This is a genomic window from Paenarthrobacter sp. (genome assembly GCF_031180005.1).
Classification (GTDB): domain Bacteria; phylum Actinomycetota; class Actinomycetes; order Actinomycetales; family Micrococcaceae; genus Arthrobacter.
Genome location: NZ_JAPSHI010000005.1, coordinates 78,959 through 98,533, shown reverse-complemented (window position 1 = coordinate 98,533; position 19,575 = coordinate 78,959). Strand labels below are relative to the sequence as shown.

Annotated in this window: 18 protein-coding genes; 16 read left to right on the top strand and 2 right to left on the bottom strand. The window is 61.4% G+C overall.

The window, feature by feature from the left end; genetic code table 11:
• The first annotated feature begins 88 nt into the window (after positions 1–88).
• The 4 genes from RIF72_RS05800 (at position 89) to RIF72_RS05785 (ending at position 3,888) form a co-directional block, all read left to right on the top strand.
• Positions 89–991 carry an NAD(P)-dependent oxidoreductase gene (locus tag RIF72_RS05800; RefSeq protein ID WP_091464645.1) on the top strand — a complete coding sequence of 301 codons (903 nt, stop codon included), beginning with the start codon at positions 89–91 and terminating at the stop codon, positions 989–991.
• 101 nt (positions 992–1,092) lie between these two features.
• Complete coding sequence (locus RIF72_RS05795; RefSeq protein WP_309073904.1) at positions 1,093–2,559, top strand: GntP family transporter; 1,467 nt, start codon at positions 1,093–1,095, stop codon at positions 2,557–2,559.
• Positions 2,559–3,434, top strand: coding sequence for a class II fructose-bisphosphate aldolase (locus tag RIF72_RS05790; RefSeq protein ID WP_309073903.1), 876 nt, complete (start codon positions 2,559–2,561; stop codon positions 3,432–3,434). Before RIF72_RS05795 ends, RIF72_RS05790 begins: the two co-directional genes overlap by 1 nt.
• A 61-nt stretch (positions 3,435–3,495) precedes the next feature.
• Positions 3,496–3,888: a DUF1304 domain-containing protein gene (locus tag RIF72_RS05785; RefSeq protein WP_309073902.1), complete on the top strand. Its 393-nt coding sequence runs from the start codon at positions 3,496–3,498 to the stop codon at positions 3,886–3,888.
• A gap of 24 nt (positions 3,889–3,912) precedes the next feature.
• On the opposite strand, the gene RIF72_RS05780 is transcribed toward RIF72_RS05785, so the two are convergent.
• Positions 3,913–4,332, bottom strand: coding sequence for a VOC family protein (locus tag RIF72_RS05780; RefSeq protein WP_309073901.1), 420 nt, complete (start codon positions 4,330–4,332; stop codon positions 3,913–3,915).
• A gap of 157 nt (positions 4,333–4,489) precedes the next feature.
• Between RIF72_RS05780 and RIF72_RS05775 the strand changes: the two genes are divergently transcribed.
• Entirely contained in the window at positions 4,490–5,845 is a 1,356-nt protein-coding gene (locus RIF72_RS05775; RefSeq protein WP_309073900.1) for an acyltransferase, read from the top strand.
• Positions 5,842–6,198 carry a GNAT family N-acetyltransferase gene (locus RIF72_RS05770; RefSeq protein WP_309073899.1) on the top strand — a complete coding sequence of 119 codons (357 nt, stop codon included), beginning with the start codon at positions 5,842–5,844 and terminating at the stop codon, positions 6,196–6,198. Before RIF72_RS05775 ends, RIF72_RS05770 begins: the two co-directional genes overlap by 4 nt.
• Positions 6,199–6,230: 32 nt before the next feature.
• On the opposite strand, the gene RIF72_RS05765 is transcribed toward RIF72_RS05770, so the two are convergent.
• Positions 6,231–6,608 carry a hypothetical protein gene (locus RIF72_RS05765; protein WP_309073898.1) on the bottom strand — a complete coding sequence of 126 codons (378 nt, stop codon included), beginning with the start codon at positions 6,606–6,608 and terminating at the stop codon, positions 6,231–6,233.
• 289 nt (positions 6,609–6,897) lie between these two features.
• Here RIF72_RS05765 and RIF72_RS05760 point away from each other — a divergent pair, with 289 nt between their 5' ends.
• From RIF72_RS05760 to RIF72_RS05715, 10 genes are all read left to right on the top strand, one after another.
• Positions 6,898–8,460, top strand: coding sequence for an aspartate aminotransferase family protein (locus RIF72_RS05760; RefSeq protein ID WP_309073897.1), 1,563 nt, complete (start codon positions 6,898–6,900; stop codon positions 8,458–8,460).
• Positions 8,457–9,800 carry a lysine N(6)-hydroxylase/L-ornithine N(5)-oxygenase family protein gene (locus RIF72_RS05755; RefSeq protein ID WP_309073896.1) on the top strand — a complete coding sequence of 448 codons (1,344 nt, stop codon included), beginning with the start codon at positions 8,457–8,459 and terminating at the stop codon, positions 9,798–9,800. Before RIF72_RS05760 ends, RIF72_RS05755 begins: the two co-directional genes overlap by 4 nt.
• A complete protein-coding gene (locus RIF72_RS05750; protein ID WP_309073895.1) occupies positions 9,797–10,387 on the top strand; it encodes a GNAT family N-acetyltransferase in 591 nt (196 codons plus the stop codon). The genes RIF72_RS05755 and RIF72_RS05750 overlap by 4 nt, the downstream gene beginning before the upstream one ends.
• Positions 10,384–12,225, top strand: a complete 1,842-nt coding sequence (locus RIF72_RS05745; RefSeq protein ID WP_309073894.1) for an IucA/IucC family siderophore biosynthesis protein — start codon at positions 10,384–10,386, stop codon at positions 12,223–12,225. The genes RIF72_RS05750 and RIF72_RS05745 overlap by 4 nt, the downstream gene beginning before the upstream one ends.
• A 184-nt stretch (positions 12,226–12,409) precedes the next feature.
• On the top strand, positions 12,410–13,453 hold the full coding sequence (locus RIF72_RS05740) for a LacI family DNA-binding transcriptional regulator (protein ID WP_309073893.1): 1,044 nt from the start codon (positions 12,410–12,412) through the stop codon (positions 13,451–13,453).
• Positions 13,450–14,433: an ABC transporter permease subunit gene (locus RIF72_RS05735; protein ID WP_309073892.1), complete on the top strand. Its 984-nt coding sequence runs from the start codon at positions 13,450–13,452 to the stop codon at positions 14,431–14,433. Before RIF72_RS05740 ends, RIF72_RS05735 begins: the two co-directional genes overlap by 4 nt.
• Positions 14,434–14,440: 7 nt before the next feature.
• Positions 14,441–15,400 (top strand): carbohydrate ABC transporter permease, encoded by a 960-nt coding sequence (locus RIF72_RS05730; RefSeq protein WP_309073891.1) that lies wholly within the window; start codon positions 14,441–14,443, stop codon positions 15,398–15,400.
• A 76-nt stretch (positions 15,401–15,476) separates the two neighbouring features.
• Positions 15,477–17,084, top strand: coding sequence for an ABC transporter substrate-binding protein (locus RIF72_RS05725; protein ID WP_309073890.1), 1,608 nt, complete (start codon positions 15,477–15,479; stop codon positions 17,082–17,084).
• A 90-nt stretch (positions 17,085–17,174) separates the two neighbouring features.
• A complete protein-coding gene (locus RIF72_RS05720) occupies positions 17,175–18,680 on the top strand; it encodes a glycoside hydrolase family 32 protein (RefSeq protein WP_309073889.1) in 1,506 nt (501 codons plus the stop codon).
• Between the two features lie 50 nt (positions 18,681–18,730).
• Entirely contained in the window at positions 18,731–19,510 is a 780-nt protein-coding gene (locus RIF72_RS05715) for an SDR family oxidoreductase (RefSeq protein WP_309073888.1), read from the top strand.
• Positions 19,511–19,575 lie beyond the last annotated feature (65 nt).

Sequence of the window (19,575 nt, the reverse complement as noted above, 5' to 3'; positions counted from 1 at the left end):
AACCACCATCCCCACTTGCCCCCTAACCTCGCAAGCTCGGCCAGGGAACCCGGCAAGCGTGGGCCCTACCTATTCAATGGAGAACACCATGACCAGCAGCAACTACACCGTCACCGTCCTGGGCCTGGGCGCCATGGGCCTGCCCATGGCTACCCGGCTCGCGTCCGAGCTGACTGTCCACGGCTTCGATATCGCCGAGCCCCGCTTGGAACTCGCCGCAGAAGCCGGCATCAAGACCTTTGCTTCTGCACGCGAGGCATCGGATGGCGCCGACGCGCTGCTCTTGGCCGTCCGCAACGGCGAGCAGCTCAACGACGTCCTTTTCGGCGAGAACGGCGTGGCTTCGGTACTGAAGCCGGGCGCCGTCGTGATCCTCGGCAGCACCGTTGGTACTGAAGCCATCCCCGCCACGGTGGAAAAGCTTGCGGAATACGGTGTGGCCCTGGTGGATGCGCCGCTGTCCGGCGGCCCGAAGCGTGCCGGCGAAGGCGATCTGCTGATCGTTGTCGGGGCGGAGCCCGAAGCACTTGAAAAGGCGCGTCCTGCCTTGGAACTGTTGGCCTCCACCCTGAGCATCGTGGGCGACAAGCCCGGCGACGGCCAGGCCCTCAAGACCGTCAACCAGCTCCTCTGCGGTGTCCATATCGCCGCCGCTGCCGAGGCCATGGCTCTTGCCGACGCCCTCGGACTCGATCAGGCCAAGACCCTCGCCGCCCTCGAAGCCGGAGCCGCCGGTTCCTTCATGCTTTCAAACCGTGGCCCGCGCATCCTCGAGGCCTACTCCGAGGACGGCGCCGAGGTACTCAGCCGCCTGGACATCTTCGTCAAAGACATGGGCATCGTTGGTAAGGCAACCCGGGCCGCCGGCCTCGCCGCACCCGTTGCGGCCGCTGCCGAACAGCTTTACCTTCTCGGCCAGGCCCAGGGTCTCGCCGCCGCCGACGACTCTGCCGTCATCAAGGTTGTAGCGCCCGCAAAGCGCACCGCCTAAGCACCCCACCAGAACGCGCGACGACGGCGATCCCCCCTTCGCCGTCGCCGCCACCTCCCGCCGGTCTTCTCTAGACTGGTATGTCAAAGGAGACACCCCCAATGAATCCCCTCGTCAACTCTTTGATGGTTCAGGCGGCGGACGCCCCCGCCATCAAGCCCGTAGTGGAGCTGGGCACACCTCTGCTGCTGACCATCGCCGCAGCGGGCATCGCCCTGTTGCTGGTGCTGATCATCCGCTTCAAAATCCAGGCTTTTGTTGCCTTGCTTGCCGTCAGCATCCTGGTGGGCGTCGCCGCGCAGATTCCGCTCAAGGACATCTTCACTGTTGTGACCACGGGCGTTGGCAGCACCATGGGCAAGGTCGCATTGCTGATCGCCCTTGGCGCCATCCTCGGCCGCATGATTGAAGTTTCCGGCGGCGTGCAGTCGCTGGCCACCCACTTCACTGAGAAGCTCGGCGCCAAACGTGTTGCCATTGCGCTGACGGCCGTCGGCTTCCTCGTGGCGATCCCCGTGTTCTTCGAGGTGGGCGTGATCGTCCTCGTTCCCATTGTTTATGCGTTCGCGAAGATCGCTAACGTACACCCGATCAAGTTCGGCCTGCCCATGGCCGGCATCATGCTGTCCATTCACGTGGCCGTCCCGCCGCACCCGGGCATCGTTGCCGGCGCCGGCGTGTTCGGTGCGGACATTGGACTCATCACCCTGATCTCACTGATCATCTGCGTGCCGCTTGGCTTCCTGTCCTACTGGGTTGCCAGCATCATGAACCGCAAAGAGTACGAACTGCTTCCAGGCGTCAAGCAGCAAGTGGACGAGTTCGGTTCCGAATCACTGGTCCACGTAGGCCATGACGGCCCCGGTGCCCACGCCATCGCTCCTCCGCGGCCTGGCCTGATCATCTTCCTGATCGCCGCTCCCATCGTCCAGATCCTCCTCGGGACCGTGGGAACGCTGACCCTCCCCAAGGACAACTACTGGTACGGCGTGGCCGCCTTTGTCGGCAACCCGTTCTTCGCACTCCTGGTGGCTGTGGCTCTGTCCTTCTTCCTGCTGGCCGTCCGCCGCAACTGGTCCCTCAAGGAAACGGGCGAGATTTTCGAAGGCGCACTTCCTCCCATCGCTTCCATCCTCATGGTGGTGGCCGCTGGTGGTGTGTTCGGTGAAGTCCTCCGTGCATCCGGAATCGGCGCAGCTCTGTCCCACACCTTGGATAGCCTCGGCCTGCCGGTCATCGTGCTCGGCTTCATCATCTCCCTGGCACTGCGCGCCGCCCAGGGTTCTGCCACTGTCGCAATCGTGACGACGACTGGCCTGCTTACCTCTGCCGTGATGGAAGGTGGCTACACGCCGGCCCAGATCGCGGTAATCGTCATTGCCATTGGATTCGGTTCATTGGGCCTGTCCCACGTTACCGACGCCGGGTTCTGGACGGTCGTCCGCTACTACGGCCTCACAGTGTCTGACGGCCTGAAGACCTGGACCGTCCTCACCACTATCCTGGGCCTGGCAGGCTTCGCGTTGACTTACGTTGCCTGGATCCTGGTGGGAGGTTTGGCCCACTGATGCGCGCCAAACTCGACCATATGGTCAACTCTGCCCTGGCCTCCGGCTCGGCTGTTCCGGCTTTCACTTGCTACGACTTCACTACAGCGCTGGCTGTTGTTGGCGCGGCGGAAGAATCGGGGCTCGGCGTGATCCTGCTCGTCGCTCCGAAGACTGCGTCCACGCCTAATGGACTGCGGCTCATCGCGGCCCTTCGCGGCCTGGCCAACGACGCCAGCGTCCCGGTTTCGGTGCAGTTGGACCACGCCTCCGACCTCAGGGTCATCCTGGAATCCGTGGCGGCCGGTGCGGATGCGGTGCTCGCTGACGGTTCATCATTGCCCTACGAGGACAACATCGCCCTTGTCCGTGAAGTCCGTGCGGCGCTGGACGAGGCAGGCGCTGCCGACGTCGTGATTGAGGCGGAGTTGGGCGGCCTTGCGGGCGACGAGGACAAAGCCTTCGGTGCCGAACGTTCAGCGCACGACGCCGGAGCGTCCGTTGCGGGACTTACCAACCCGGCACAGGTGGCCGACTTTGTGGAGCGCACGGGTGCCCAGCTACTGGCTGTCGCCGTGGGCAACGTGCATGGGAAGTACAAGGGCGAACCAAACATCCGTTGGGACGTACTGCAGGAAGTCGCTGCTCAGACCGAGACGGCACTGGTGCTTCACGGAGCCTCAGGCATCCCTGCCGCGGAGTTGGCGAAGGCTCCCTCAATGCGCGTTGGAAAGGTGAACTTCAACACGGAACTGCGGACCGGTATCCTGGCGACGCTGGAGTCGGAAACCGCAGCCCACCGGGCCGACGGCGAGAACCTGCAAGGGTTGTTGGCACGATGGAATGGTTCGGCTGCGACCTTTGCCGGCGCCACGCTGGAGTTGCTCAGCGCCTGACGAGCAGCGCGCCCCAAGCGCGGCAACCAAGCCCGGCAACGAGGGAGGCTAGGATCAAAACATGATCCTGGCCTCCCTGATTTTCGCGACGATTGCCGCCCTGCTCCACGTCTATATCTTCACCATGGAGTCCATTACCTGGACAAAGCCCAAAACCTGGAAGACATTCAGCATCACCTCCCAGGCCGACGCGGAAACCACCAAACCGCTCGCGTACAACCAAGGTTTCTACAACCTGTTCTTGGCCATCGGCGCACTGATCGGCATTGTTGCAGTGGCTATGGGTGCGCCCCAAGTGGGCTGGACCCTTGTCTTCAGCAGCTGCGGTTCCATGCTCTTGGCTGCCCTCGTGCTTGCAGCAAGCGGCAAGAAGTACCTCCGCGCAGCTACGCTCCAAGGCGCCACGCCGTTGCTCGCCGTCGTGCTTGGCGTGCTGGCAGTGACGCTGGGCTAAGCCAAGATGGACTAAGCCAATGGACTAGGACTCCGGCGGACCATCCTGGGCCGCGGCGTCGTCCATCCACACAACTTCCCAGTGGTGCCCGTCCAGGTCACGGAACGCGCGGCTGTACATGAATCCCATGTCCATGGGGTCGTATGTTTCGGAACCGCCGGCTTGGAGTGCTTTGGCAGCCAGGGCATCCACGTCCTCACGGCTGTCGGCTGAAATGGCGACGATGGCGGCCGTCGAATTTAGTGTGTCCGCGATGGGTTGCTTGGTGAATTCGCTGAACTTGGCGTGGGTCAGCAGCATTGCAAAGATGGTGTCGCTGAAGACCACGCAGGCCGCAGTCTCGTCGGTGAAGTTCGGGTTGATGGAGTAGCCAAGGGCCGTGTAGAAGGCCTTGGATGCCTCGAGGTCGCTAACGGGCAGGTTCACGAAAATCGACGTAGTCATGGGTCTGATCCTGCCGGTGTTTCGGCGGCTCGTCCAGAGCCAATCTCGGGTTTGGGGATAATAACGGCTGGGTCGGGCGCCCTGCCTGCTGGCCCAAGTCCTTGCGCGGGCGGACAATGGAGTCAGCACGCAGGCGCGTGCCATTGTAGGGAGAGCCATGGAGATGGACGCGCATCCTCTGGCCAGCCAAGCAACGGCTGTGCAACGGGACCCGGCGATCGACCTTGTCCGCTTCACCTGCCTGCTCCTGGTCGTCGCGGCACACTGCATGATGGTCAGCCCTGTCCTGCACAAGGATGGCACTGTCACTACCTTGAACGTGCTCATGGAGCAAAGCTGGTTCACCCCTGTGGCGTGGGGGCTCATGATCGTACCGCTGTTCTTCGTCCTGGGTGGCGTGACCGGATTGCAATCCTGGCGGCGCTTAAACGCACATGGCGGCAACGGGTTCGACTTCGCCCAGCTACGGCTCCTGCGACTGGTTCGGCCGGCCATGGCTGTGCTGGCCGTCATGTGGGGAGGACTATGGGTTGCGCTGCTGCTTGGTGTCCACCCGCAAGTCATCCAGTTGATGACTGCCGGCGCCGCAATGCCCCTGTGGTTCCTGGCGGCGTACCTTACGGCCCAACTCAGCATCCCGCTCATGGCCCGGCTTCACGAACGCGTGCCACTGCTGACTTTCGCTGTGCTGGTGGCACTGATCATTACAGTGGATTCCCTTCGGGGCGCTGTCCCCGTCGTGGCGTTCGCGAACATGATCTTCGTGTGGTGCGCTGTCCAGCAGCTGGGGTTCCTCATGGCCGATGGCTTCTTCGAGAAACGTAGCCGCAGTTGGCTTCTTGGTGCCGTGGTTTCCAGCAACCTTCTGCTGGGATTGGTGACCGGCGTGGCCGTGTATCCGGGGAACATGGTGGTGAACCTGAACCCGCCCAACTTTTGCCTGCTTCTTTTGGGCATTTCCCAGGCGGCGACGCTTCAACTGCTCCAAAAGGGCATTCGGTGGATCGCGGACCTCCGTTGGGTGCAAGTAGTCATTGCTGTAGCGGGGCGTCGATCCATGACCATCTATCTGTGGCACCTCCCACTGCTGGTGGGCATGTCCGGGTTGCTGTTGCTCACCGATGTGCCCAAGCCGCTGGCCGGGACTGCAGAGTGGTGGTGGGCGCGGATTCCGGTCTTCTTCGCAGTGCTGACCTTGCTGGTCCCGGTGGTATGGCTTTTTGGTCGCTTGGAGAACCGTCCGACGGCGGCTAGCCACGCGCGGGGCCCGTCACGCACCGCCGTGGTGACCGCCGCCGTCGTGGTTTTGGTCCCGCTGGCGGACGCCGCCTTCAACGGATTGACCCTTGCCCTGTTGGGTGGGGGAGCGGCGTGCTTTGCCCTTTCGGTCCTCTTGCTTGGCAGGGTTCCGACGCCGGTGCTGACGCGGCCCACGCAGGAAGACGCGGAAATGCACGAGGGGCGGTGGCGCACGTTGCCAGAGCCGGATTTACGTGCCAATCTCGAAACATGACCGAGTACACGGATTCACTGGCAGAGTCGTTCCGAGCTGGCGTCACCACGGTGCGCAACGACAAATTTCACCGCTATGAGCTGCACGTGGACGGTGAGTTGGCCGTGATATCCCAGTTCATGGACAAGCCCGGTCATATTGATTTCATTCATACTGAAACGAAACCCGCGTTCAACGGCCAAGGTCTTGCAAAAGTACTGGCGCACTTTGCGTTGGATGACGTGGTGGCCTCCGGAAAGCGCATCATTCCGCATTGCCCCTACATCGCCGCGTACTTGAAGAAGCACGAGGGCTACGAGCAGGACGTCGACTGGCCCGCAGAAAAGCCGGTGGGCGAACCCGAGAACGAGTAACTTGCCGTTCCCTTCCCTGAGGAACCGGTTCGCTAGGGAAGCAGGGACCGCTTTCTTTGCCATTGCACTGCATGCCACAAGAGCAGGGCAGCAGTGATCAGCAACGCAGCCAAGAGTGCATACGGTGCGTTGGAGAGCATGATGAAGTTTATTTGGGCCGTCTGGGCTGACTCGGCGGACTGAGCTTGCGCAGAGCTCACTATCGCACTGGTCGCCGTAGTTAGAGCCCATAATCCAAACCATGCCAAGCCGGCGTCCAGGGCCCACAAGGCAATGATGAATGGATTGAGCTGGACGCGCTTGCGTTCCGGACCCGCGGTTTCCGGCACGTGGGGGCTGACGGCGGGCTGGGCGTTGCCATGCTCGTCGATTTCGCGGAAGCCGATCCGCTCATGAGTGTGATCCTTCATGTGGTCCCCCCACCGTAGGCAGCCGATAGTCCTAGCACTCTACCCCCTGCAGCCCGGTGGACAGCAGGCCGTGCACGCGGGTCCATGAGAGCATTCGGCGGACCGAAAAAAGTGCCATATTTTGCACCTTAAGCAGCTCCAAAAAAAGTCAATGACGTACTTCAGTGTCGCGCAGTCATGAGAAACCGCCTTCTCAGCGAAATACATCACAAAAGTTTGACGCAAAGGCTTACCTAAGTAAGGCTTACCTTGCTAACAAGCGCCCCCAACGCAATGGAAGGAAGCTGACGTGACGTCACCTAGTGTCGAAGAGCGGATCGCTCAGGAGCAGGACTTTGGCTCCAAAGTGGAACTGGCCCTCGCTGCCACAAACCAGCTGTTCAACGCACGAAATTCACCCAGTTACGTCGCTCAGGTTCTTCAGGGGGTCAACGCGGTTTCAACCAAAGTCCAGCGGACCGCCCAGCCGTTCACCGGCGTCGGACATGCTGAACTAAAGGCCAAGGTTGGTGCCGTGGATCTTGAGCGCCCGCTGCCGGACACGGCTGCGGCGTTGGAAGAGCTCGATGAGCTCTACCTCAAGGACGCCATCTACTTCCACGATTCCCGCTATGCCGCCCATCTGAACTGCCCCGTGGTGATCCCGGCGCTGGTGGGCGAAGCCGTACTCTCGGCCGTGAATTCCTCCATGGATACGTGGGACCAGAGCGCCGGTGCCACCATGATCGAGCGCCGCCTCATCGATTGGACCGCGGAGCGCATCGGCTTCACGGAAGACGCCGATGGCGTGTTCACGTCCGGTGGCAGCCAGTCCAACTTCCAGGCGCTGCTGATTGCCCGCAATCACGCCGTTGCCAAGCTGCGGGCCGCGATTGGGGACGCTCGCCTGCCGCACCTGCTTGACCGACTCCGGATCTTTACGTCCGTGGACAGCCACTTCAGCATCCAGAAGTCTGCTTCCATGCTGGGTTTGGGCTTTGATGCCGTCATCGCAGTGCCCACCACCGAAGACCACCGCATGGACCCCGCCGCGCTGGCTGTTGCTTTGGCGGAAGCGCACGACGCCGGCCTGGTGCCGATGGCGGTCGTGGCCACTGCCGGGACTACGGACTTCGGTTCGGTTGACCCGTTGTCCGAAATGGCCGCTTTGGTTCGCGCCTACGATTCTTGGCTGCACGTGGACGGCGCCTACGGTGGAGGGCTCATCGTTTCCGGCAGGCACCGGCACCTCCTGGACGGAATCCACTTGGCGGACTCCGTCACCGTGGACTTCCACAAGACCTTCTTCCAGCCCGTTAGCTCCAGCGCAGTCCTGGTCCGCAACGGCTCCATGATGGGGCACGTCACTTACTACGCGGATTACCTGAATCCGGAGAGTGCGGCAAGGGCCGAGATCCCCAACCAGGTGGACAAGAGCATCCAGACCACCCGCCGTTTCGATGCCCTGAAGCTGTGGCTGACCCTCCGCGTCATGGGTGCCGACGCCATCGGCGCACTCTTCGACGAAGCGATCGACCTCGCCGCCCGGGTGGGAACCTTGCTGGCCGACGACGCTGAGTTCGAGCTCGCTGCCGCACCGCAGCTGAGCACCTTGGTCTTCCGCTACCGCCCTGTGGTTGATGGTGCAGCCCTCGACGAAGATGCTGCAGACGTTCTTAACCCCGCTATCCGTGCCGCGATCTTCGCTTCCGGCGAGGCCGTTGTTGCCGGCACCAAGGTGGCTGGCCGCCACTACCTCAAGTTCACGCTCCTCAACGCCGAGGCGAGCCTGAGGGACATCCAGGAAATCATTGAACTTATCCGCCGGACGGGCGACAACCTGTTGGCGAACACCACGGAGGCCGCAGCGTGAGCACCCAAGACAACGGCAAGATCTACGACGTTGCAGGCATCGGCGTCGGGCCTTTCAACCTGGGCTTGGCCGCGCTGAGCGAGCCAGTGGAGAACCTCGACTGCGTTTTCCTTGACCGCCGCGAGTCCTTCGACTGGCACCCCGGCATGATGTTGGAGCCGGCGCACCTGCAGGTCCCGTTCATGGCGGACCTCGTGACGCTCGCCGACCCGACGTCGCCTTTCTCTTTCCTGAACTTCCTGAAGCAGACCGGCCGCCTGTACCGCTTCTATATCCGCGAGAACTTCTACCCGCTGCGTGCCGAGTACAACCAGTATTGCCAGTGGGTGGCCGGCCAGCTTGAGTCCGTGCGTTTTAGCACGGATGTGCTGGATGTGACCTACGACGACGGTGTGTACCGGCTTTCGGTGCAGGGGCCGGCGGGTGCTGAGGTGCTTCGCGCCCGCAAGCTGGTCCTGGGCACCGGGACTTCTCCGTATGTCCCGGACTCCTGTGCAGGAATAGTGGACGCCGGTGGACTTGTCCTCCACAATGCCGATTACCTGTCGAGGAAGAGCGAGCTGCAGTCCAAGCGCAGCATCACCATCGTGGGCAGCGGCCAGAGTGCCGCGGAGCTTTACTACGAGTTGCTGCAGGAAATCGATGTCTACGGCTACCAGCTCAACTGGGTCACCCGTTCGGGCCGTTTCTTCCCGCTTGAGTACACCAAGCTCACCCTGGAGATGACCTCGCCGGAGTACGTTGACTACTTCCACTCGCTCCCGGGCGAGCAGCGTGATTCGCTGATCAAGAGCCAGAAGAACCTGTACAAGGGCATCAACTCGGACCTGATCGACGACATCTACGACCTCCTTTACACCAAGAGCCTCTCCGGAATGGTGGACACCCAACTGCACACGCACTCCTCCCTCACCGCTGCAGAGTGGGATGCCACCACCGGCACCCATACACTCCGGTTGCACCACGAGGAACACGGGCAGGGCTACTCCTTGGAATCCGAAGCCGTGGTCCTCGCCACGGGCTACACGTACAAGGAGCCCGCCTTCCTGGCAGGCATCCAGGATCGGATCCGTCGTGACGCCAAGGGCCGCTTCGACGTCGAGCGCAATTACGGAACCGGCGTTGAACCCGGCGAAATCTTCGTCCAGAACGCTGAGCTGCACACGCACGGCTTCGTCACCCCGGACCTCGGCATGGCCGCCTACCGCAACTCCTGCATCCTGCGTGAAATCACCGGCCGTGAGGTCTACCCGATCGAGCGCAGCATCGCGTTCCAGCAGTTCGGCGCTCCGGCTCCCGTGACTGCTGCCGTCCCCGAAACCGCTGGAGCCACCGTATGAGCTTCACGTTCCGGCCCGTTGATCCCTTGGCGGACGCACCCCTCCTCCACAGCTGGGTCAGCCAAGAATATGCGCGGTTCTGGGGCATGGTTTCGGCCACCGGGCAGGACGTTGTGGAGGAGTACTCGAGGATCGCCGAGTCCGGCCATCACCAAGCGTTCCTGGGGCTCGACGACGGCGTCCCCGCCTTCCTGATGGAGCGGTATCGCCCGGAGTCATCGCCGTTGGCGGACGTCTACGAGGTCCAGCCCGGTGATGTGGGTATGCATCTCCTGGTCTCCCCGCCCAGCGGTGAGCCGCAGGCGGGATTCACCACCGCCGTCATGCAGTCCGTCATGACGGAACTCTTCGATGACCCGGCAACCCGGCGTGTCGTCGTCGAGCCTGATGCCCGCAACCACAAGATCCATGTCCTGAATGAGAAGGTGGGCTTCCGGCCGCACGGCGTGGTGACCCTTCCCGCCGTCGATCCCGCCGAAGACCACAAGCAGGGGCTGCTCAGCTTCTGCACCCGCGAGGCTTTCCTCGCTACCTTGACCCCGATTCTGGCCGCGCCTGCCGCGGCGACCAGAGGAGAATCCCTGTGACCACAACTGCCGACAACGCGACAATCACCGCCGTTGATTCCGTGTCCCACCTGACTCCGGAGCGGTGGGCCATCGCCAACCGGCATCTGGTTCGCAAGGCGATCGCCGAGTTCTCGCACGAGCGCATCCTGGTCCCGGAACTGATCCGCGAGGAGGCTGCCGGCGTCGGACTGTACAAGGTCGTGAGTGATGACGACGCAACTGAATACCGCTTCCGTGCCCGGCTGCTGCAACTGGAACACTGGTCCGTATCTGCGGAATCCATCGTTCGGTTGCGGGACGGCGAGGAGCTCCCTGTGGACGCCCTGGACTTCATTGCCGAGTTCCACGAGGCACTGGCTATCCGCCAAGAAATGCTGCCTGTGTACCTCGAGGAAATCAGCAGCACGCTTGCCAGCCACGCCTACAAGCAGGGCAAGCCGTTCAACTCTGCCCAATTGGCTGCGGGTATCACCGGCGGCGCTGACCGCGCCGCTGATTTCCAAGCCATTGAGCACAGCATGACAGAGGGACACCCGTGCTTCGTGGCCAACAACGGACGACTTGGATTCGGGATCGCCGATTACCATGCGTTCGCGCCGGAAACCGGGGCAATCGTAAAGCTGCAATGGATCGCCGTTCATCGCAGCAAGGCAGTTTTCACCTCCAGCGCAGGGTTGGATTACCGGACACACTTCGAGGCCGAACTTGGCCCCACGGCTCTTGCGTGGTTCAACGCGGAACTGTCCGCATCCGGCCTGGACCCGGAGGACTACCTCCTCATGCCGGTCCACCCTTGGCAGTGGGACAACAAGCTCACGGTGACGTTCGCGGCAGAAATCGCCCAGCGCCACATCGTGAACCTTGGCAGCGGCGAAGATTCGTACCAGGCGCAGCAGTCCATCCGTACGTTCTTCAACATCGATTACCCGGCAAAGGCCTACGTCAAGACGGCAATGTCTGTGTTGAACATGGGCTTCATGCGCGGTCTGTCCCCGCAGTACATGAAGGCGACGCCCGCCATCAACGACTGGTTGCAGGAATTGATCGGCAATGACCAGGAGCTCCAGGACCGGGGCCTGGCCATGATCCGTGAAACCGCGGCCATCGGCTACCACAACCACTACTACGAGGCTGCCTCGGCCAAGGGCTCGCCCTACCGGAAGATGCTCTCGGCGCTGTGGAGGGAAAGTCCGTTGCCGTTGCTCAAGGACGGGCAGCAGCTGGCCACTATGGCTTCTTTGCTGCACGTTGATTCGTCCGGGGAATCGGTGGTGTCTGCGTTGATTCAGCGGTCCGGCCTGGCTCCCACCGAATGGCTGCGCCGCTACTTTGAGGCATACCTGGTACCGCTGGTCCACTGCCTCTACGAGTATGAACTCGCGTTCATGCCGCACGGTGAGAACGTCATCCTGATACTCGAGGACGGAGTGCCCGTCCGCGCGATCATGAAGGACATCGCTGAGGAAATCGTGGTGATGGGGGACCGGCTGGAGCTGCCGGAGGAGGTCTCCCGCGTCAAGGCCGAGATCCCCGCCGAGGAAATGGTCCTGGCCATCTTCACCGATGTGTTTGACTGCATTTTCCGTTTCCTAGGCGCAATCCTTGTGGAGGATGGGACCCTGCGCGAGGACGAGTTCTGGGGCGCTGCTGCTGCTGTGCTGCGGGAATACCAGCAGCGGCACCCGGAGTTGGCGGACCAGTTTGCGATGCATGACCTGTTCGCACCTGACTTCGAACTCTCCTGCCTTAACCGCCTGCAGCTCCGGAACAACCAGCAGATGCTCGACATCTCCGATCCCTCCGGCGGGTTGCAGATGGCGGGCCGCCTGACGAACCCCCTGGCTAAGTTCGCCTGATCTACTCCGCCGAGGTGGCAGTTAACACCAATCCTGCTCGCAGATATGGGTATCAACTGCCGCCTCGGCGCAGCGAGTGCTTCCTAACCCTTGACACTTGAATGTGACGCCGGATACATTGGTGCACGTTATACGAATAACTAATACGAATAACCACTACGCTGATACGGCCCAAGGAGGTGCCATGGCTAAGTCGAAGCCGAATTCCAAGCCGACCATGCACGACGTCGCTGCTGCTGCCGGTGTTTCGCAGGCCACTGTATCCCTTGTGCTGAATTCAGCGGGCGGGTCGCGGTTCTCCGACGAGACCCGACGCAAGGTCAAGGATGCCGTCGCGCAACTCGGCTACCGCACGAACGCCCACGCAAAGTTCCTCCGCGATGGATTGGCCGGCATGGTGGGGTTCATTGGCGACTCCGTCGCGACTTCCCCGTTCGCCGGGGCGATTATCGAAGGGGCGCAGGAGCGCGCCTGGGAGGATGGGCTCCTCCTGCTGACCATGAACACCGGCGGAGACAAGGACCTTGAGGCCGCCTCCCTCGATGCCATGCTTTCCTACAATGTGGCAGGCGTGGTTTATGGCTCCATGTATCACCGGCTGCTGGAGGTGCCCAAGGCGCTCGCGGGTGTCCCCTCTGTTGTGCTGAACTCCCAAGACCGGGCCGGGCACCTCCCCAGCGTGGCACCCGACGAGGTGAACGGTGGCTACTCAGCTACCCGCCACTTGCTCGATGCCGGGCACACCCGCGTGGGGATGATCAACATCGAATTGCTCGAAAGTGGCCTTCCTGCAGCGGTTGGTCGCTACGAAGGCTACACGGCTGCCCTTGCAGAGGCTGGGCTGGACGTGGATCCTGCCCTGGTGCGCTTCGGTAGGGGTGGCGAGGACGACGGCTATAAATATGCAATGGAATTGATGACTGCCCCGGAGCAACCTACGGCAATCTTCTGCGCCAATGACCGCACGGCTTGGGGGGCTTATCAAGCGGTAGCCGATCTTCGGCTTTCGATCCCCGATGACGTGTCGATTGTGGGTTTTGATAACCAAGCCATCGTCGCTCCCCATCTTCGTCCAGGACTGACGACCTTTGAACTGCCCTTTATTGCCATGGGCAGGCGAGCGGTTGACCTTATCCTCCAAGGTGCCGAACCCGATGGCCGGGTGGAGCTCATGGAGTGCCCCCTTATTGAACGAAAGTCAGTTACACACCCTAAGGAGATGCCATGAGCCGCACTATGCCGGCGAAACGCGGGCGTCCATCTGCGGCACCGGTGCCGCAACTTCCGCAACGAAAAATTTCTGCTTCGCTCCGCCTTCGGCGCATTTTTCGGGCCTGGCAGTTATACGTATTACTAGCCCCGGCTCTGGTGTACATCCTGGTTTTCAAGTACTGGCCAATGTACGGCGTGCAGATTGCGTTCAAGAACTACAACCCGGTTGATGGTTTCACGGACAGCCCGTGGGTGGGGTTGGACCACTTCGTGCGATTCGTGAACTCCTACCAGTTCGGCCAGGTGGTGGGAAACACGCTGTGGATCGCGGTTCTGGGCCTTTTGGTGGCGTTCCCCATCCCCATCATTCTGGCCCTTCTGGTCAACCAGCTCCAGAGCGAGAGGTTCAAGAAGTTCACCCAGACGGTGCTCTATTCGCCGGCCTTCATTTCCACGGTTGTGGTGGTGGGCATCATGTTCGTGATCCTGTCGCCACGGTCGGGCTTGGTGAACAACGCGATCCAGCTCGCAGGAGGTGATCCGATCTTCTTCATGGGTTCGGCTGAGTGGTTCCGCCCGGTGTATGTCATCTCGGATGTCTGGCAGAACGCGGGATTCTCCATGATCGTTTACCTCGCGGCTTTGGCCGCGATCGACCCCGCACTTCACGACGCCGCGAAGGTGGATGGCGCGTCAAAGCTCCAGCGCATCCGCCACATCGACCTGCCGGGCATCATGCCGGTGGTGACCATCCTTTTCATCCTCGCTATCGGCAACCTGCTGAACGTGGGCTTCGAAAAGGCGTTGCTGATGCAGACACCGTTGAACCTGTCCACGTCAGAGATCATCCAGACCTACGTCTACCACGCGGGTTTGCAGCAAGCGCAGTTCAGCTACTCGGCCGCCATTGGCCTGTTCAACTCCCTCCTCAACCTTGCGCTGTTGCTCGTCTTCAACACGATCGCGCGTCGGGCCAACCAAGCGACCCTGTGGTGATGCCGATATGTCCCTGACAACCAAACCTTCAACTACCCGCCAGGCGAACCGCACTCCCAACCCGGGCCGCCCCAAACAATCGCTCCGTGACAAGTACGGCGACCGCGTCTTCAACATCGCCGCGACGGCAGTGCTGCTGTTGTCCATCCTCGCCGTGGTCTACCCGCTCTACTTCATCGTCATCGCTTCCGTCAGCGACCCTAATGCCGTCTATGAGGGGAAGGTCTGGCTGTTTCCGTCCGGTGTGACAACCGAGGGCTACGAAAGGATCTTCGCAGACAGCAGGATCTGGAACGGCCTCGGCAACACCCTCCTGTACACGATCCTGGGAACCGCCATCAGTGTCACCACCATCCTGTGCGCCGCCTACGCACTGTCCAGGAAAGACATGCCGGGCCGCAAGATCCTGATGCTCCTGTTCGTGATCACCATGTTCTTCGACGGCGGACTCATCACCAAGTATCTGGTGGTCCGGGACCTGGGCATGCTGGACACCATCTGGGCTGTGGTCCTGCCGGGTGCCGTGGGCGTCTGGAACCTGATCATTGCAAGGTCATTCTTCGAGCACACCATTCCGAACGAACTGCGCGAGGCGGCCCAGATGGACGGGGCAACGGATTTCAAGTTCTTCTTCAACATGGTCCTGCCGCTTTCCAAGCCGCTGATCATGCTGATGATCATGGTGCATGTGGTGGCCCACTGGAACTCGTTCTTCGATGCCCTGATCTTCCTCAACGACGACACCAAGTACCCGTTGCAGCTGGTTCTGCGCAACATCCTGATCCAGTCAGACGTCTCTTCCACCGGTACAACCGGCGGGGACATCGAATCCTATGCAGCAGCGCAAAGGATCGCAGAGCTCACCAAGTACGCCATGATCGTCGTCTCGAGCCTGCCACTCATGATTGCCCTGCCATTCATGCAGAAGCACTTCACCAAGGGCGCCATGATCGGCGCCGTCAAATAATCGCTCACCTCTAAGAAACGGTCCAAGGCGTTCGGCCCTGGGCTTCATCCAAAACACCTCAGAACAGGAAATGACCATGGCAATCAGCCGCAAACTCGCCGTCCTTGGCGCCGTGATGGCCGGAACGTTGACGTTCACCGCCTGCTCCGGCTCCAGCTCAGGCACCACGGAGATCAAAGATGCCTCTGCAGACTTCGGTTTTCAGGAGGAGGGCTTCCCGATTGTCAGCGAGCAGCTGACGTTGAAGTTCTCCGGAACAAAGTCGGCCCTTGCCCCGGACTACAACACGATGACCGTCGTGAAGGAATGGGAAAAGGCCACCAACGTCCATGTTGAGTGGGAGAACCTTCCCGAGACGGTCTTCCAGGAGAAGAAGAACCTGATCCTGGCCAGTGGCGACCTGCCGGACGCGTTCTTCAACACAGGCCTGACGGACGCCGAGATCGCCACCTACTCCGCCAGCGGCACTTTGATCCCTCTGGAGGGACTGATCGAGAAAAACGCGCCGAACCTGTCCAAACTCCTCTCCGAGCGCCCGGACATCAAGGCAGCGATCACCTCTTCGGACGGACACATCTACTCTCTGCCGTCCGTGGAAGAGCTCGGCCTGGTGCAGTTCCCCAATCAACTGGCCATCAACACCTCCTGGCTCAAGAAGCTCAACATCCCCATGCCCAAGACCATCGATGAGTTCCACGACGCCTTGGTGGCTTTCAAAGCCCAGGACGCCTCAGGCACAGGCAAAACCATTCCCCTGAGTTTCATGCCCGGCTCATGGTGCGGTGACATCGTGGACCTGATCGCTGCCCTCGGCGGAACTCCGGACAACATGGACCACCGCATCGTTCAGGACGACAAGGTCATTTTCACGGCCACCCAGGATGGCTACAAGAAGGCCATCCAAACATTGCACGAGTGGTACAAGGAAGGCCTGATCGACCCGGAGTCCTTCTCCCAGGATGACAAAGCCTATTTGGCCAAGGGCAAGGCCGCTACGGAAAACCTAGGCTCCTTTGTGTGGTGGGAAATTCCCGAGATGGTTGGCGCGGACCGCGCCGGCGACTACGCCCTGGTGCCCGTCCTTGAGGGAGTCGACGGTAAACGAATCGCCAGCCAGTCCAACAACCAGGAAATCGCCCGCGGCGCATTCGCCATCACCCGGGCCAACAAATACCCGGCAGCGACCATGCGCTGGGCCGACAACCTCTACGATCCCATCCAGTCCGCCCAAGCCAACTGGGGACCCATCGGTGAAACCCTCCAGAAGGACGCCAGCGGCATCCTGACCCAAATTCCGGCACCGGCCGGAACCAGCGAAGGCGAACGACGCCAAAAGGTGGCCCCGGGTGGCCCGAAGGCAAACACCGCCGAGAACTTCACCTCCGTCGTCGCGCCCGAACCACGAGCCGCGGCCCGCCAAAAGACGGTCAACGAAAACTACAAGCCCTTTGCGGGCAACGACGGCTACCCGCCCGTTGCACTTTCCAACGAAGAGCTCCAGCAGATCGGCACCATCCAGGCCGACGTCACCTCACTGGTCAAGCAAAACACCGCCAAGTGGATCGTCTCCGGCGGCATCGACCAGGAGTGGGACGGCTACGTCACCCAGCTCAAAAACGTGGGAGTCGACAAGATGATCGAGGTCTACCAAGCGGCCTACGACCGCTTCAAGAAGAACTCCTAACTACCAACACCCGGGCAGGCCGGAGCTGACTCACCGGCCTGCCTGGTCTACGGGACTGAACCCCCTCCACCCAGAAAGAGACTCACTTTCATGACTGCCGCCGCCACGACAACCGACACTTTCCGGCCCGCCCTTCATTACAGCACCGGAGGCACCTGGATCAACGACCCCAACGGCCTCATCTTCCATGACGGCGCCTACCACCTCTACTACCAGAACAACCCGTTCGGCAGCGAGCACGCCAATCTGTCCTGGGGCCACGCTACGTCCACCGACCTCGTGAGCTGGACTGACCATCCCGTCGCCATCGCCTGTGACGAGCACGAAGATATCTTCTCCGGCAGCATAGTCTTCGACCGGGAGGACACCAGCGGCTTCGGCAAGGACGGAACAGCACCCCTGGTAGCCATCTACACCAGCGCCTTCAAACCCGCATCCGGGCTGGAAGGAATCCAGGCCCAGTCGCTGGCCTACAGCCTCGATGGTGGATACACCTGGACTAAATACGCGGAGAATCCCGTTCTGGATCGTCGTTCAGCTGATTTCCGCGACCCTAAAGTGTTCCGCTACGAGGGCGACGCCGGCAGCTACTGGGTCATGGCGGCCGTTGAGGCGCAGGACTTCCAGGTTCTTCTTTACAAGTCCCTGGATCTCAGGAACTGGGAGTACCTGAGTACCTTCGGTCCCGCGAACGCCACAGGGGGTATCTGGGAATGCCCGGACCTGTTTCCCATGGCAGTCGACGGCGACCCCGAAGACGTTAAATGGGTGCTCACCGTTAACCTGAACCCGGGCGGTCCAAATGGCGGATCGGCCGGGCAGTACTTCGTAGGTGACTTCGACGGCGTCACGTTCACCTCAGCCACGACAGTGACTGACGGCCTTCAAGATCCTGACCGGCTGGGCGAGTACCAGTGGCTGGACTGGGGCCGGGACTACTACGCCGCCGTCTCCTTCAGCGATGCACCAGAGGGCCGACGCCTGATGATTGCGTGGATGAACAATTGGCAGTACGTCAACGGACTTCCCACAGCGTCATGGCGAAGCCCCATGTCACTGGTCCGGGAACTGACGCTCCAAACAATCGACGGCGAGACGCGCCTGGTGCAGACGCCGGTGGGGGACTGGGCTGCCGTAAGTGACTCGGTCTCAAACTTCAGCCTCCCTGAAACCACCATCCCGGAGGGAACCACGATTATTGACGGCGCAGCAGGCGTCGTCCAACGAATCGACGTCACCCTCACCCCGGGAACCGCCGAAGAATTTGGGCTCGTGGTACGTGGCGAAGGTGCGCTAGGAACCCGCATAGGCGTCCGCCCTACGGAAGCGACCCTCGTCATCGACCGCCGCGATTCCGGGCAAACAGACTTCCACGATGCCTTCGCATCCATCGACACCGCACCCATTCGGTCGGCAGACGGGGTGTACCAGCTCACCCTCTTCGTGGACCGCTGTTCCGTGGAGGTATTTGCTCAAGGGGGCCAAGTCACCATGACGGAACTGATCTTTCCGTCCTTGACGAGCAATGACGTCTCCCTTTACGCAGTAGGTGGTTCAACCACACTTAATAGTCTGCACATCACCCAGTACGCGTAGACCATTCACACACCTCGGCGCGGGAAAAGGGGAGGGGCTAGTCTAGGCGCATGACCACTCGAGCCAACGAACTCACTGCCTTGGTTACCGGTGCTACCGCTGGGCTTGGCGCAGAATTCGCCCGCCAGCTCGCCGAAGCCGGACACCACCTTGTCCTCGTGGCCCGCGATGAAGAGCGGCTAAAAGAAAACGCCGAGGTACTCGAACGCGACTTCAGTATCTCGGCGGAGGTCCTTTCCGCGGACTTAACCACCGACGTCGGCGTCTCGGCAGTGGCTGACCGCTTGCGGGACGCTGCACGGCCGGTGGATGTCCTGGTCAACAACGCGGGAATCGGACTGTTGAAGTCGTTCGAACGGAATGACTTGGACGAGGAACGTCGCCACCTGAGGCTCCACGTCCAGACACCCATGGAATTGAGCCACGCTGCACTTGAAGTCATGCTGGCTCGCGGCAAGGGGCGGATCATCAACGTCGCCAGCGTGGCAGCGTTCGCCAACAGGGGTACGTACTCCGCCGCCAAAGCATGGCAAGTGACATTCAGCCGGTGGGCCAACATCACCTACGCGAAATCCGGCGTGCAGGTCACCGCGGTTTGCCCAGGTTTCACTCACACCGAATTCCACGACCGTATGGGCATGGACAAAACCGTTGCTCCCCGGTTCTTGTGGCTCACAGCGGAGCGTGTAGTCCGCGAAGGATTGGAGGACAACGCCAAGGGCAAGAGTGTCTCCATCCCCACGCGCCGGTACAAAGTGGTCAGCTTCTTCGCGCGTATCCTGCCGGCGAAGCTCACCTCGGGCCCACCCCGGCGGCCGCTCGAACCGTAAAAACTGAGACCCGGGTTAGTATGACAGTTCATTCGAGCCTGAGGGGCAGTGCTGTGAAGAATAAA